Raw genomic sequence first — 13,715 nt, 5'->3', positions numbered from 1 at the left:
CTGCCCGCCCCGGCCGACCGCGACCCGGCCGGCGCCCCGGGCCGCGACCCACCAGGACCTGCCACGCCCGGACCGCGTCAACCGGAGTGGACCCGGTGTCCGGCGCACGAGGAAGCGGGTCACCGACCACGGGGAGCCGCCCGGAGCCCGTCTGACCGGCGCGAACGGCTCATCAAACGGCTCATTTGGGGAGAAATGACCGGCGATCCCGGTCTCCCGCCCCGATTCACAGCCCCTGGTGCGTCACAACCCGCGACGGTCATTCCTATGATGGGCGCACGACACCACGGACCGCCGTCGACCAGGCAAGGTCCACAAGGTGCACGGCGGCGCGATGGTGGAGGGGTCGATGACTCAGGGGGCCGGTCAGGGACCTGCGGCACGGACCGCGGCGGCGATGCCGCCCTTCCCCGGGTACGCCGCTCCCCCTCCCATGCCCGGTTACGACCGGGCGGTCCCGCCCCCGCAGGCGGCTCCCGAGTACCCGGAGTACCCCGAGGGGTACACACCCACCGCGCGCGACCTCCCGGTCATCGCCCAGAGCGCTCCTCCCCAGGACGTGCCCACCGTCGAGCTGACCCCCCTGGCCGCTCCCCAGCACGAGCCCCTGCCCACCGGCCCGGGCCCGCTGTACGTCGTGGGCGACGTCCACGGCTACCTCGACGAGCTGTACGAGGCGCTCGCCGCCCAGGGGCTCATCGACGCCCAGGGGCACTGGGCCGCCGGCAACGCCCGCCTGTGGTTCCTCGGCGACTTCACCGACCGCGGCCCGGACGGCGTCGGCGTGATCGACCTCGTCATGCGGCTGTCCGCCGAGGCCGCCGCCGCCGGCGGCTACTGCAAGGCCCTCATGGGCAACCACGAGCTGCTGCTCATCGGCGCCAAGCGGTTCGCCGACACGCCGGTCAACTCCGGCGCCGGCACCGCCTCCTTCCAGGCGGCCTGGCTCCTCAACGGCGGCCAGCGCACCGACATGGAGCGCCTGGAGGACCACCACCTGCAGTGGATGTCGCGCCTGGACGCGATGGCGCGCGAGGACGGGCACCTGCTCGTGCACTCCGACACCACCGCCTATCTGGAATTCGGCGACTCCATCGAGGACGTCAACGACGCGATCACCGAGGCCCTGCAGCGCAACGACCCCGACGAGGTCTGGGACCTGTTCCGCAAGTTCACCAAGCGGTTCGCCTTCCGCGACGAGGACGCGGGCCCGATGGCCGTACGGGAGCTGCTGCAGACCTACGGCGGCGCCCGCATCGTGCACGGCCACAGCCCCATCCCCTACCTCCTGGGCGAGGTCGGTACCGAGGAGGCGGACGAGGACGGCGGCGGCGCGCCGGTGGTGGACGGTCCGCATCTTTACGCCGACGGGCTGGCGCTCGCCATGGACGGCGGCGTCACCATGGCCGGAAAACTGCTGGTCGTGCAACTTCCGCTGGCCGGCTGAGGGTTCAGCGGGGCGCTCCACGGGCAGATGAGGAGTTCCACCGGCGCGGGGTAATTCGGGAAACACACTGTCACCCCGCGCCCGTGCGGCTCTACCATCGGCTTATCCGTAGCAGGCTCTCCTCCGTTTCCGCCCACTGCCCGGTGGTACAGCCGGCATCAAGGCCCTACGGAGCATCGGGGGATGCACATGAACAGCGCTCCGCACCTGTTGGCCGAGGACCGCCCGGAATTCGAGCGGGTTCTCGACCAGGCGTTGCGTTCAGCGGACCGAGACCCTGAGATCAGCGCACTGGCCGCCGCGATAGGACAGCGGCTCAATACCGAACAACTGCGCACCATGGCACTCAGCGCCATGTCCGCCATCTGCGCGTGCGCGGCGACGGAATACCAGGACTTCGTCGGCGCACGCGAGGAACTGCGCGCCCGGTCGGCCGCCGCCCGGCCCCGGCCGGTCGCCAGCGCGGTGGCGCACGGCGGCGAGGGCGGCCACGGCAGCGCGCCCTGTCCCGAGACGGAACCCGCCGACGTGCCCGAGGACGAGGGCGCCGGCGCAGGAGCGGTCCTGGCCGTCCTGGCCCCGGCCCTGGCGGGGATCGCCGCGTTCCTCTTCCTGCTGATCGGCTACGTCATGCGGACGGTCGGCTCGAGCGAGCCCGTCGCGGGCCAGATGATCACGGTCGGCTGGTGGTTCGGCGGCTTCACCGTCGCCGGAGTGCTGGTCGCCATGTCCGGCATGCTGCGCACCGCCCTGCGCAACGGCCGGCAGCAGGAGGCGCCGCACGGCGACGGACTCTCCGAGGCGGCCGAGCAGGCCCGCGAGGCCTGGCGGCGGGCGCTGCTGGAGCGCGGCATCCTGCCCTTCCTCCGCGAAGCGCTGGCCAACGGATCGGGGCCACGCCCCGCCCCCGTGCGCAGGCAGCCTTCCGGCCCCGGCCGCACCCCCCAGCTCGGCTACTCCCGGCCCGGCTTCTCCAGCCCCGACAGCGACCCGTCCTCGTCCACCCGTGCGGGCTTCACCAGCCCGGATTTCACGAGCCCGGAGTTCGGCACGGACCACCGGCCCGAATAGGCCGGTGGTCCACCGGTCGGCCGGTCCGGGCGGTTCAGTCCGCGATCGGCAGATATACGCGATTGCCCGAGGCCGCGAACTCCTTGGACTTCTGCGCCATTCCGGCCTGCGGATCGACGGCTTCCCCGGCGGCGACGGCAAGATCTCCCCCGTGCTCACGGCGAATGTCCTGGGAGATCTTCATCGAACAGAACTTGGGTCCGCACATCGAGCAGAAGTGCGCCGTCTTCGCCGGCTCGGCCGGAAGCGTCTCGTCGTGGAAGGCGCGGGCCGTCTCCGGGTCCAGGGCCAGATTGAACTGGTCCTCCCAGCGGAATTCGAAACGCGCGTCGGAGAGGGCGTCGTCCCACTCCTGCGCCCCGGGGTGGCCCTTGGCGAGATCCGCCGCATGCGCGGCGATCTTGTAGGTGATGACGCCGGTCTTCACGTCGTCGCGGTCCGGCAGGCCCAGGTGCTCCTTGGGCGTGACGTAGCAGAGCATCGCGGTGCCCCACCAGGCGATCATCGCCGCGCCGATCCCCGAGGTGATGTGGTCGTACGCCGGTGCGACGTCCGTCGTCAGGGGGCCGAGCGTGTAGAACGGCGCCTCCTCGCAGATCTCCTGCTGGAGGTCGATGTTCTCCTTGATCTTGTGCATCGGGACATGGCCCGGGCCCTCGATCATCGTCTGGACGTTATGGCGCTTGGCGATGGTGTTGAGCTCGCCGAGCGTCCTGAGCTCCGCGAACTGCGCCTCGTCGTTCGCGTCCGCGATCGAGCCGGGGCGCAGGCCGTCGCCCAGGGAGTACGTGACGTCGTACGCGGCGAGGATCTCGCAGAGCTCCTCGAAGTTCTCGTAGAGGAACGACTCCTTGTGGTGCGCCAGGCACCACGCGGCCATGATCGAGCCGCCGCGCGAGACGATGCCGGTCTTGCGGCGGGCGGTCAGCGGGACGTAGCGCAGCAGCACGCCGGCGTGGACGGTCATGTAGTCGACGCCCTGTTCGGCCTGCTCGATGACCGTGTCCTTGTAGATCTCCCAGGTCAGCTCCTCGGCCTTGCCGTCGACCTTCTCCAGGGCCTGGTAGAGCGGGACGGTGCCGATGGGGACGGGGGAGTTGCGCAGCACCCACTCGCGGGTGGTGTGGATGTTGCGGCCGGTGGAGAGGTCCATGACCGTGTCGGCACCCCAGCGGGTGGCCCAGGTCATCTTCTCCACCTCCTCCTCGATGGAGGAGGTCACAGCGGAGTTGCCGATGTTGGCGTTCACCTTGACCAGGAACTTCTTGCCGATGATCATCGGCTCGATCTCCGGGTGGTTCACGTTCGCCGGGAGCACGGCGCGGCCGGCCGCGATCTCCTCGCGGACCGTCTCGGGGGAGACGTTCTCGCGGAGGGCGACGTACTCCATCTCCTCGGTGATCTCACCGCGGCGCGCGTACGCGAGCTGGGTCACCGCGGCGCCGCTGCGGCCCCGGCGGGGCTGGCGGGGGCGGCCGGGGAAGACGGCGTCCAGGTTCTTCAGGCCGCCGCGGGGCGAGGTGTGCTTGATGCCGTCGTCCTCGGGGCGCATGGGGCGCCCCGCGTACTCCTCGGTGTCGCCGCGGCCGATGATCCAGTTCTCCCGGAGCGGGAGGAGGCCGCGCCGGACGTCCGTCGCGACGGCCGGATCGGTGTACGGGCCGGAGGTGTCGTACAGCCGTACGTCCTGCCCGTTGGTGAGGTGCACTCGCCGCACCGGAACCCTGAGGTCCGGCCGCGAGCCGGTCACGTAGTCCTTGTTCCAGCCGATCTCCCGGCCGGTTTCGGACGTGCGTGCATCCTGCGAGGTCATCAGACCAGTCTCCCTACGCCGGCATTACCCGGTAACAGGTTCGGCGGTCGACGCAGCGGCGTCCGTACGTGTTCCGTACGGAGGTCAGCGCCCTCTCAGCCCGGTGCTCCGAGCTCCCGCGATTGCAAAGGTGGCACCACGCTAGCGCCTTCCGGCGCGGAGCTGCCAGGGGGGCTTGCGATGATCGGGGGGTGACCCCCACTGACCCCAGCCCCCACACCCCCCACGCACACGGCCATTCCCACGGGCATGGCCACTCCCATGGCCACGGCCCCGCGTCACCCGTTTCGGCGCATCTGCGCAAGGTGATCGCGGCGGTGCTCATCCCCTTCGCGGTCGCCGTGGTGACCGGCCTCATAGTCCTCTGGCCGGGCGGCGCCCCTCCGCACCAGCACACCGGTGTGGGCCTCGACCAGAAGACGGAGTCGGGGCGGGTGGTGAAGATCGAGGAGTTCACCTGCCCCAGGTCGGGCGGGCAGCCGCCGCAGCAACAGCAGGCGCCGCCGGGTGCGCCGCCGGCCGACCAGGGGCCGTGCGAGAAAGCCACGATCGAGGTGACCTCGGGCCCCGACAAGGGGAAGACCTTCACGGAGGTCGTACAGCCGAGCGCTTCCCGCCGCTACGACGTCGGGCAGAAGGTGGTCCTGGCGTACGCGCCGAAGGCCCCGGAGAATCTGCGCTATTCGGTCACGGACGTGGACCGGACCTTCCCGATGGTGGTGCTCGCCGTGGTCTTCGCGCTCGCGGTCGTGGTGGTGGGGCGGCTGCGCGGGCTCTTCGCACTGATCGCGCTGGTGATCAGCTTCGGGGTACTGACGCTGTTCATCCTGCCGGCGATCCTCCAGGGCTCGAATCCGCTGCTGGTCGCCGTGATCGGCGGCAGCGCGATCATGCTGATCGCGCTGTACATGTGCCATGGGCTCACGGCCCGGACCTCGGTGGCGGTACTGGGCACGCTGATGTCCCTGCTGGTCATCGGCCTGCTGGGGTCGCTGTTCATCGAGTGGGCCCATCTGACGGGCAACACCGACGACCAGACCGGCCTGGTGCACGGGCTCTATCCGCAGATCGAGATCCGCGGCCTGCTGCTGGCCGGCATCATCATCGGCTCGCTGGGCGTGCTCGACGACGTGACCGTCACCCAGACCTCGGCGGTGTGGGAGCTGAAGGACGCCGATCCGACCGCGAATTGGCGCAAACTGTACGGCTCGGCGATGCGCATCGGGCGGGACCACATCGCGTCGGTGGTGAACACGCTCGTGCTCGCCTACGCCGGCGCGTCCCTGCCGTTGCTGTTGCTGTTCACCATCGCCGACAGTGGGGTGGGGACGGTGGCGACGAGCGAGATCGTCGCGGAGGAGATCGTCCGCACGCTGGTGGGCAGCATCGGACTGGTGGCCTCGGTCCCGGTGACGACCCTGCTGGCGGCGCTCGTTGTCAGTGCCGACCGGCACAATGCGAGCACGGGGAGAACGCGGTCGCGGGGTGGCAGGCGCCGCCGCGCGAAGTGAGGAAACGGGGGGGCTTCCTGTGGTCGGTGCGCTGGGCAGAGTGACGGGGACGGTCGGTCCGGGGCTGGTCGGCGAGGTGATGGTGCGGGTGCGGGGCGGCGCCGAGGCGTTCCTGGCCTATCCGGCCGAGGGAGACGGGCGCATCGAGCGGGGCACGGTCGTCGTGGTCGTGGAGTATCTGCCGCCCCGCACGGTCTATGTGACACCTGCCTACGGCTGAGGCGCGACGGCCGGGTGATGGCCCGGTGATGCCGGGTTTTCCTTACGTGGTGTTGCCGGTTCCGGGCGTTCAAGATCCAGTCGAGGGGGTAGGGGCGTCTTCGCCCGGGTGTGCCCGGGCGGACTCTTCTTGATCACACGGCCCGGGACGGGCCGCAAAAAGGGGGGCTACGCATGTTCATTGGCATCGTGGCGGGGGTCGCGCTCGTCGCGGTCGGCATCCTGCTCGGGCTGTTCAAACTCATGTGGCGGGTCGCGGAGCCGAACGAGGCCCTGGTCATCTCCGGTTCCAAGCACCGCACGGAGGGCCTGGAGGAGGGCATGGGCTTCCGGATCGTCACGGGGCGGGGAACGCTCGTGCTGCCGGGGGTGCAGGTGGTGCGGAAGTTGTCACTCGACCTCAACGAGGCCGATTTGAACGTGGATTGCGTGACGAAACAGGGCATTCCACTCAAGGTGCATGGCGTGGTCATCTTCAAGGTGGGGGACGACTTCGTCTCCATCGCCAACGCCGCCCGCCGCTTCCTGGACCAGCAGAAGTTCATGGCGGAGCGGGTGCACAACGTCTTCGCCGGTCATCTGCGCTCGATCGTGGGCGGATTGACCGTGGAGGACATGATCCGCGACCGGGAGCGGCTGACGGGCGAGACCCGGGCCGCGTCGGGCACGGAGATGGAGAAGCTGGGCCTGATCATCGACTCGCTGCAGATCCATGAGATCCAGGACCCCACGGGCTACATCAAGAACCTCTCCGCCCCGCACGCCGCCGCGGTCCAGCGGGACGCCCGGATCGCGCAGGCGGAGGCGGACCGGCTGGCCACCGAGGCCGAGCAGCAGGCCGCCGCCCGGATGTCCCAGGCGACCCGCGACAGCGAGATCCTGCAGGCCGGCTATCAGGCCGAGCGGGACAGCGCCGCCGCCAAGGCCCGCCAGGCCGGTCCGCTCGCCGAGGCGGCGGCCCAGCAGGAGGTCGTGGTCCAGGAGACCCGGGTCGCGGAGCTGGCCGCCCAGCGCCGGGAGCAGCAGCTGCAGGCCGACGTGCGCAAGCCCGCGGACGCCGCGGCGTACGAGAAGCGGACGCTGGCCGAGGCCGAGCGCGACGCCCGCATCTCCGCGGCCCAGGCCAAGGCCAAGGAGACCGAGCTGGCGGCGGCCGCCGAGGCGACGAGGGTCAAGGCGGCGGCCGCCGCCGAGGCGGAGGCCACCACGGCACGTGGCACCGCCGCGGCGGCGGCGACCCGCGCGACGGGCGAGGCCGAGGCCGCGGCGGCGCAGGCCAAGGGTCTGGCCGCGGCCGAGGCGGCCCGGGCGAACGGCCTCGCCGAGGCCGAGGCCATCAAGGCCCGGGCCGCGGCACTGGCCGAGAACCAGGACGCGGTGGTGGCGCAGCAACTCGCGGAGAACTGGCCCGAGATCGTGCGGGCCGGGGCTCAGGCGTTCGGGAACGTGGACCACATGGTGCTGCTGAACGGGGCGGACGGTATGTCCGACCTGTTCGCGAAGGCGCTGACGATGGGAGGTACGGGGCTGGGGCTCGCTCGGCAGCTGCTCGCGACCATGGGCACGGCCGACGGGCCGGGCACCCGGGCGAGCACGGGCGTGAACGGTGACAGTGTCGACAAAGCCACCGGCGAGCAGGGCGGCAGCGGTCCGGGGGTGAGGATTCCGGCGCCCGCGGCCCAGGGTGCGGCACCGCGCTCCGAGCGGGTGCCGATCGAGGGGGGCGAGGGGGACGGCGGCGGCAGCGGGCCCAAGCGCCCGTCGGCCGCGGCCGGCTAACCGGCGTTCTGACCCTCGGGGTTGCCGGCGAGGATGCTGTCCAGCGCCGCGGCCAGGTCGTAGTCGAAGTCGGCGACCGAGTGCTCCTCGCCCAGCGGGGCGACCCGGTCGGTCCGGTCGAGGAAGGCCACCAGCGGCGCCGCACCCGCCCGGAACAGGGCCCCTTCCCCACCCACTTGCAGCCGGATGAACACGTCCGACAGGTGCTGCGCGGAGGCGGGGGCGATGTGGACATCGCCCTCGCCGGAGGGCTGGCTCAGCCCGTCCAGCAGCAACTCCCGCGCGAAGGCCCAGGTGACCGGGGCATCGCCGGGGAGGTGAAAGGTGAACTTCACGGCGTAGGGATCGCTGCTGTCGTAGCCCAGCTCCACCGGGATCCGGAAGGACAGCTCCTCGGAGACGAGGAAGGTCATGACCACTTCTGCCTGAACTGTGTCGCGCATCGCCCAATGCCCCGTCTTCGTCGGTTTGGCAGGGATTGAAGCCTGATGGCCCCAATGACGCCATAGTCTGACAAGAACGCCCAGTGGATCACAAGGAGTGATTTTCCAGTTACTCATGGAGACCGAGGGTGAGCATACGAGCTCTCCGACTCTGGAGCGTAGCGACTCGACTACTGGCTGGAGTCGTAACGTGGGATTTGATGGCACGGAACGGCCGAGAACTGGCCAAAGTGGCCCGAGGGCACACGGATTACCGTTTGGGCAGCGGGCGTCTCGTTCAAGTTGACGGCGAGATGGAGGAGAGAAGTTGACGGGAGAGATAACTCCCGGCCTTCCGCTTCGTTGAGTTGACCGAGCGGACACCGGCCGACGGCGTGGGCGACGCGGCCTGCCGGTGGGACGTTCCCGGGCGGTCCCCCTTTCGCCCGGGTCGGCCGGTTCCTACCAGTCGCCCCTCGACGACGAGGACGACGTGAACTTCTTGACCACGAAGATCAGACCACCGACGAGAGCCACCAGCAGCAGCGCCTTGAAGAGCAGGCTGATGACAAAGCCGAGCACGCTCAGGATCAGGCTGCCGAACACCACCAGCACGAGAACCGGCACGGCGATCCACTTCACCCACCACGGCAGTCCTTCGAATATCCCCTTCTCAGCCATCTCGACCCCTGCTCTCCGCTTCGTGCGTGCTTTCACGCGGCCTTGTCACATCACGACCGCCGCGGCCCGGCGCGCGAATGCGACGCCATGAGCCACCGGCCGCCCGGAGCGGAATGCCCCGGCCTGCTCTCGATGCTAGGACGGGCAGGTGGGCCCGCGGGGGCCCCGCAGCCCCCGTCCGTCCCTGAGCGTCCCCCTACGGGATACCGGGGGTCCGGCTCAGCTCTCGGGCGGAGAGAAGACGACCAGGACCCTGAGGTCCTCGCTGATGTGGTGGAACCTGTGCGTCACCCCGGCGGGGACGTACACCACACTGCCCCGGCCCACCTGGGTGGTCTCCGTTCCGACCGTGATCGACGCCCGGCCGCTCACCACCACGTACACCTCGTCCTCGGCGTGCGGCGCCTGGGGATCGGTGTCCCCGGCGTTCAGCGCGTAGAGGCCGACGGACATGTTCCGCTCCCGCAGGAACTGCAGATACGCGCCCTCGTTCGCGGCCCGCTCCGCTTCCAGCTCATCCAGCCGGAACGCCTTCATGCGCCGTTCACCCCTCACCTGTGCCGGTCGCGCTCTTTGCACTGATCTTCATCGGACGCGCGCGTCTGCAACGATCTCACCATGAAGAATTTCGTAGTCAAGACGATCGCCAATGCGGCGGCCCTGGCGGTAGCCATCTGGCTGCTCAAGGGCATCACACTGTCCGGCGAGAACACCGCCCGCAAGGTGGTCACGCTTTTCCTCGTCGCGCTCGTCTTCGGCGCGGTCAACTTCCTCGTCAAGCCGGTCGTGAAGCTGCTGTCGTTCCCGCTCTTCATTCTCACGCTCGGCCTGATCACGCTGGTGATCAACGCACTGATGCTGTTGCTGACCTCATGGCTGGCGGACCGGCTCGACCTGGCCTTCCACGTGGACGGCTTCTGGGCGGCACTGGTCGGCGGCGTGATCATCTCGATCGTGGCCTGGGCGATGCATGTGATCCTGCCGGACGAGAACGACTGACGGGAACACGAAGGACGGCTCGAGCCTCCCCCCTCTTGGCTCGAGCCGTCACGGTCCAGGCGCGGAATGCCGCACGAAGAACCGCGCGACCCAGGCTAGTTGACTCTGCGTCAGTGTCCAATCACGCCGACGGCAGCGCCCTATCGACTTATTTATAGTTCCCCCTACGATGGGTGGCGGCGAACCCGGGGAGATGGCATGGATCTGGCCCTTTTGCGCACATTCGTCACGGTGCACCGGGCCGGCTCCTTCACCCGTGCCGCCGCACTCCTGGGCCTGTCCCAGCCCGCGGTCACCAGCCAGATCAGGACGCTGGAGCGCCAGCTGGGCCGCCCCCTCTTCCTCCGCCTGGCCCGCGGGGTGCGCCCCACCACCATCGGCGACGAACTGGCGCACAAGATCTCCCCGCACGTCGACGCGCTGCTGGAGATCACCGAGGCCGACCTCGACGAGCAGTGGGCCAACCGCACCCTGCACCTGGCCGGCCCGCCCGAGTTCACCGCCCTGCGCGCCCTGCCCGCGCTCACCCCGCTCATCGCCCAGGGCCTCACCGTGCGCGCGTCCCACGGAATGGCCGAAGAGCTCTTCGAGGGCCTGGCCGCCGGCCACCACGACCTCGCCATCGCCACCTCACGCCCCCGCGGCCGCCTGCTGACCGCCACCCCGCTGTGCGACGAGGAACACGTCCTGGTCGCCGCCCCGCGCTGGGCGGCCCGCCTCGGCGGCGCGGCCGTCGTCCGCGACAAGGGCGTCCAGGTCCTGGAACACCTGCCCGTGGTCGAGGTGCACGAGAGCCTGCCCCTCGTCTCCCGCTACTGGTCCTCCGTCTTCGACGCCAAGCCCCTGTCCGCCGGCGCCGTCATCGTCCCCGATCTGCGCGCCGTGCTCGCCTCCATAGCGGCCGGGGCCGGCATCGGCGTCCTGCCCCGCTATCTGTGCGGAGACGCCCTGGACACCGGCGAGGTCGTCGCCCTCCTGGACCCTCCGGTGCCTCCCCTGCGCACCTACTTCCTGCTCGTACGGGCCGGAACGCTCGCCCATCCGCATCTGGCGCGGGCGCACGAGTGGTTGCTGCGCGCCGCCGTTTCCTGGTGACAAGGGGTTTCACCAGGGGGCCTGCGCGGCAGATGTCCCCTATGACCGAACGGCCCGTGGTCAAACGCACCGCCCGCGCCATCCTGCTCGACGGCGAGCCCGGCTCCGACGCGCTCGACATGATCCTGATCAAACGCACCAAGCCCGGCGAGGCCCCGTACTGGATCACTCCAGGCGGCGGCGTCGAACCGCAGGACACCACCGTCGTCGCCGCCCTCCACCGCGAGGTCGACGAAGAGCTCGGGGCGAAGGTCGTCGACGTGGTCCCCGCATTCGTCGACACCGTCTCGCACTCCCTGCACCACGCCGCCCACGGCGTGAAGGTGCAGCACTTCTTCGTCTGCCGGCTGGCCTCGATGGACCTCTCGCTGCGCCACGGTCCGGAGGTCGACGAGCCGGTCGGCACGTACGACGTGGTGCGCATCCCCTTCACCCGCAAGGGAATCGATTCGGTGGAGGTCGTGCCGCCCTCCCTGCGGTCGTACCTGCGCGAGAACATCGAGGGCGTCAGAGCCCTGCTCGCCCACGACCTCGGCTGACCCGGCACCGGCCCGGTCCGGCACCGCTCAGGGCGTACCGGTGCTCAGGGCGTACCGGCGGCGGCTCCGAAGAAGTCGCCGCCCTTGCGCCGGGTGTCGTCCGTGCCCCAGGCACGGCCGTCGCCCTCCCTGCCCGGTTCGCGGGTCGCCTTCCGCAGGTGCGGGATGTGCTTGGCGCAGTGGATGTAGGCCTCCTCGACCGTGACCTCCACCCACACCACCGCCCGGCGGCCGGGCACTTCGTCGACGGGCAGTCCGGGGTGCGCCGCCCGCAGCGCGGCGTCGTCGACCACCCGGGCCCGACCATTGACGTGCAGGCCTATCCGGTCCCGGAAGAAGTCGATCATCAGGATGCCGACGTGCGGGTTCTCCTCGATGTTGCCGAGGCTGGCGAGGACGCCGTTGCCCCGGTACTCCGGATAGGCGAGGGTGCGCTCGTCCAGGACCCGCAGGAAGCCGGGCGGGCCGGCCCGGAAGGTGTTGTCGCACTCCCCGTGCCGGTCGGCGGTGGCCAGGAAGAACATCTCCTGCCGGGCCACGAACGCGCGCATGCGCGCGTTGACATGGGAGAGCACCTGGTCGTCGTAGAACCGTGCCGCGCGGTCGGAGGTGCCGAGCCGCTGCTGTAGCCGGTGCTCGCCATCGCTGCCGGCCCTCATGAGACCACCACCCGTCCGGATCAGCTCTTGTCTCAGCCAGTCGCCGACGATGTCGCCGACGCCGTCAGTTCGTCGATCGAGTCGTGTCGTATGCGGTCGGACGGTATGCCTATACCGACCAGGGTGTCCACACCGCTGCGGATCATTCCGGGGGGCCCGGAGAGATAGGCGTCGTATGCGTTCCAGGGCCCGTACTTGCGCACCACCTGGGGGAGTTGGCCGCTCAGGCCCAGCGTCGGGCCGTCGGAGACGACCGGGCGGACCGACAGCCAGGGGTGCGTCTTCTGTAATCGCAGCATGGTGTCGATGTCGTAGAGGTCGCCGTTGTGACGGGCGCCGTAGAAGACCTCGACGGGACGGCTGCGGCCGTGCCGGGCCACGTCCTCGACGAGCGCCTTGATGGGGGCGATGCCGGTGCCGCCGCCCAGGCACAGCATCCCGTTGTCGCTGCTGTGGTCGACGGTCATCGAGCCCGTGGCCGGACCGAGCCGGATGACGTCGCCGGGGCGGGCGCGGTGCACCAGCGCACGGGACACCCAGCCGGCCGGCACGGCCTTGACGTGGAAGGACAGCAGGCCGTCCTCGCGCGGGGCGCAGGAGAAGGAGTAGTTCCGCCAGACCCGCGGCCACCAGGGCGTCTCCACGCTCGCGTACTGGCCGGCGAGGAAGGGGTAGGGCTGGTCGGGCCGCAAGGTCACGATGGCGATGTCCGGCGTGCGCGGCTCATGGCTCACGACTTCGGCCTGCCACCAGGCGGGCGAGGTCCGTTCGTCCTCGGCCGCGGCATCGATCATGATCTGCGAGACGGCGGTGTACACCCGCACCCATGCCGCCTGGGCCTCCTCGCCCCACGTCTGCGGCGCATAGCGGGAGAGCGCGTCGACCAGGCACTCTCCGACGGCCGGGTAGTGGGAGGGCAGCGTGCCGTACTTGCGGTGGCCGCAGCCCAGTTGGGAGAGGTACGCGGTGAGCGTGGCCGCGTCGTCGGCGTACTGGGCCGCGGCCAGCAGGGCCTTGAACAGCCGGTCGCGCTGGACGTCCATGGCGGCGGGGAAGAGGGCGCGCAGGTCGGGATGGCGGACGAACAGCAGCGCGTAGAAGTACGACGTGACCTTGTCGGCGATCGGCTCGATCTCGGCCAGGGTGGCGCGGATCAGCAGGGCGTCGGGGGAGGGGGTGGGGGTGGATGGCCCGGGGTGCCCCGGGTGGTGATGCCCCGGCTCGTGAGGCCCCGCCGCGTGGCTCCGCGGCTCGTCGTGCCGGACGATCCCGCCCGGCACGTCCTCGGCGGTACGGCGATGCTCACGCTCCTGGTAGGCCAGGGGCTGCCAGCGCGAGCCGGGGGGCCATTGCGTCTCACGGGACCAGCGGGGCACGGGGGAGGCCGCGGGCTCCGGGGCCGCGGGCCGGGCGGCGGGGCGCCCGATGTCCTCCCCGGGCGTACTTCCATCGGCCGATGGGGTGGTCGGAGCGTTCATCG

13 protein-coding genes, 1 pseudogene and 1 riboswitch are annotated in these 13,715 nt (G+C 70.4%); of the genes and pseudogenes, 8 read left to right on the top strand and 6 right to left on the bottom strand.

Annotated elements, in window-relative coordinates:
• The first annotated feature begins 334 nt into the window (after positions 1–334).
• A complete protein-coding gene (locus AB0G59_RS13685) occupies positions 335–1,447 on the top strand; it encodes a metallophosphoesterase (protein ID WP_071966170.1) in 1,113 nt (370 codons plus the stop codon).
• 189 nt (positions 1,448–1,636) lie between these two features.
• Positions 1,637–2,518, top strand: coding sequence for a hypothetical protein (locus AB0G59_RS13680; protein WP_360911146.1), 882 nt, complete (start codon positions 1,637–1,639; stop codon positions 2,516–2,518).
• A 34-nt stretch (positions 2,519–2,552) separates the two neighbouring features.
• On the opposite strand, the gene thiC is transcribed toward AB0G59_RS13680, so the two are convergent.
• A complete protein-coding gene (gene thiC, locus AB0G59_RS13675; RefSeq protein WP_360911145.1) occupies positions 2,553–4,331 on the bottom strand; it encodes a phosphomethylpyrimidine synthase ThiC in 1,779 nt (592 codons plus the stop codon).
• Positions 4,325–4,461, bottom strand: a riboswitch (TPP riboswitch). Its footprint overlaps the gene before it by 7 nt.
• Positions 4,462–4,522: 61 nt before the next feature.
• On the opposite strand from thiC, the gene AB0G59_RS13670 reads away from it, so the two are divergent.
• The 3 genes from AB0G59_RS13670 (at position 4,523) to AB0G59_RS13660 (ending at position 7,840) form a co-directional block, all read left to right on the top strand.
• On the top strand, positions 4,523–5,842 hold the full coding sequence (locus tag AB0G59_RS13670) for a YibE/F family protein (RefSeq protein ID WP_360911143.1): 1,320 nt from the start codon (positions 4,523–4,525) through the stop codon (positions 5,840–5,842).
• A 19-nt stretch (positions 5,843–5,861) separates the two neighbouring features.
• A complete protein-coding gene (locus tag AB0G59_RS13665; RefSeq protein ID WP_071966092.1) occupies positions 5,862–6,062 on the top strand; it encodes a hypothetical protein in 201 nt (66 codons plus the stop codon).
• A gap of 173 nt (positions 6,063–6,235) precedes the next feature.
• Positions 6,236–7,840 (top strand): SPFH domain-containing protein, encoded by a 1,605-nt coding sequence (locus AB0G59_RS13660; protein WP_360911141.1) that lies wholly within the window; start codon positions 6,236–6,238, stop codon positions 7,838–7,840.
• On the opposite strand, the gene AB0G59_RS13655 is transcribed toward AB0G59_RS13660, so the two are convergent.
• From AB0G59_RS13655 to AB0G59_RS13645, 3 genes are all read right to left on the bottom strand, one after another.
• Positions 7,837–8,283 (bottom strand): SsgA family sporulation/cell division regulator, encoded by a 447-nt coding sequence (locus AB0G59_RS13655; protein ID WP_071966095.1) that lies wholly within the window; start codon positions 8,281–8,283, stop codon positions 7,837–7,839. The genes AB0G59_RS13660 and AB0G59_RS13655 overlap by 4 nt on opposite strands.
• 441 nt (positions 8,284–8,724) lie before the next feature.
• Positions 8,725–8,943 (bottom strand): DUF5326 family protein, encoded by a 219-nt coding sequence (locus AB0G59_RS13650; RefSeq protein WP_071966097.1) that lies wholly within the window; start codon positions 8,941–8,943, stop codon positions 8,725–8,727.
• Between the two features lie 219 nt (positions 8,944–9,162).
• Positions 9,163–9,480 carry a cupin domain-containing protein gene (locus AB0G59_RS13645; protein ID WP_071966099.1) on the bottom strand — a complete coding sequence of 106 codons (318 nt, stop codon included), beginning with the start codon at positions 9,478–9,480 and terminating at the stop codon, positions 9,163–9,165.
• 81 nt (positions 9,481–9,561) lie between these two features.
• On the opposite strand from AB0G59_RS13645, the gene AB0G59_RS13640 reads away from it, so the two are divergent.
• The 3 genes from AB0G59_RS13640 to AB0G59_RS13630 all read left to right on the top strand — a co-directional run bounded on the left by AB0G59_RS13640 (position 9,562) and on the right by AB0G59_RS13630 (position 11,576).
• Positions 9,562–9,942 carry a phage holin family protein gene (locus AB0G59_RS13640; RefSeq protein WP_360911138.1) on the top strand — a complete coding sequence of 127 codons (381 nt, stop codon included), beginning with the start codon at positions 9,562–9,564 and terminating at the stop codon, positions 9,940–9,942.
• A 198-nt stretch (positions 9,943–10,140) separates the two neighbouring features.
• Positions 10,141–11,037 (top strand): LysR family transcriptional regulator, encoded by an 897-nt coding sequence (locus tag AB0G59_RS13635; protein WP_360911136.1) that lies wholly within the window; start codon positions 10,141–10,143, stop codon positions 11,035–11,037.
• A 41-nt stretch (positions 11,038–11,078) separates the two neighbouring features.
• Entirely contained in the window at positions 11,079–11,576 is a 498-nt protein-coding gene (locus tag AB0G59_RS13630) for an NUDIX domain-containing protein (RefSeq protein ID WP_360911134.1), read from the top strand.
• A gap of 56 nt (positions 11,577–11,632) precedes the next feature.
• Here AB0G59_RS13630 and AB0G59_RS13625 read toward each other — a convergent pair.
• Positions 11,633–12,235: pseudogene (locus AB0G59_RS13625) on the bottom strand (pyridoxamine 5'-phosphate oxidase family protein); the annotation flags it as partial.
• A gap of 32 nt (positions 12,236–12,267) precedes the next feature.
• Positions 12,268–13,713, bottom strand: a complete 1,446-nt coding sequence (locus AB0G59_RS13620; RefSeq protein WP_360911132.1) for a globin domain-containing protein — start codon at positions 13,711–13,713, stop codon at positions 12,268–12,270.
• Positions 13,714–13,715: the final 2 nt, after the last annotated feature.

The organism is Streptomyces sp. NPDC021096, from assembly GCF_040641275.1.
GTDB lineage: Bacteria > Actinomycetota > Actinomycetes > Streptomycetales > Streptomycetaceae > Streptomyces.
The sequence above is the reverse complement of the archived record's forward strand: the minus strand, read 5'-3'. Positions and strand labels throughout refer to the sequence as shown.

Bases quoted from the DNA above. Each gene is read 5' to 3' on its own strand.
- AB0G59_RS13685 (WP_071966170.1), top strand. From the start codon at position 335: ATGGTGGAGGGGTCGATGACTCAGGGGGCCGGTCAGGGACCTGCGGCA.
- AB0G59_RS13680 (WP_360911146.1), top strand. From the start codon at position 1,637: ATGAACAGCGCTCCGCACCTGTTGGCCGAGGACCGCCCGGAATTCGAG.
- thiC (WP_360911145.1), bottom strand. From the start codon at position 4,331: ATGACCTCGCAGGATGCACGCACGTCCGAAACCGGCCGGGAGATCGGC.
- AB0G59_RS13660 (WP_360911141.1), top strand. From the start codon at position 6,236: ATGTTCATTGGCATCGTGGCGGGGGTCGCGCTCGTCGCGGTCGGCATC.
- AB0G59_RS13655 (WP_071966095.1), bottom strand. From the start codon at position 8,283: ATGCGCGACACAGTTCAGGCAGAAGTGGTCATGACCTTCCTCGTCTCC.
- AB0G59_RS13650 (WP_071966097.1), bottom strand. From the start codon at position 8,943: ATGGCTGAGAAGGGGATATTCGAAGGACTGCCGTGGTGGGTGAAGTGG.
- AB0G59_RS13645 (WP_071966099.1), bottom strand. From the start codon at position 9,480: ATGAAGGCGTTCCGGCTGGATGAGCTGGAAGCGGAGCGGGCCGCGAAC.
- AB0G59_RS13640 (WP_360911138.1), top strand. From the start codon at position 9,562: ATGAAGAATTTCGTAGTCAAGACGATCGCCAATGCGGCGGCCCTGGCG.
- AB0G59_RS13635 (WP_360911136.1), top strand. From the start codon at position 10,141: ATGGATCTGGCCCTTTTGCGCACATTCGTCACGGTGCACCGGGCCGGC.
- AB0G59_RS13630 (WP_360911134.1), top strand. From the start codon at position 11,079: ATGACCGAACGGCCCGTGGTCAAACGCACCGCCCGCGCCATCCTGCTC.
- AB0G59_RS13620 (WP_360911132.1), bottom strand. From the start codon at position 13,713: ATGAACGCTCCGACCACCCCATCGGCCGATGGAAGTACGCCCGGGGAG.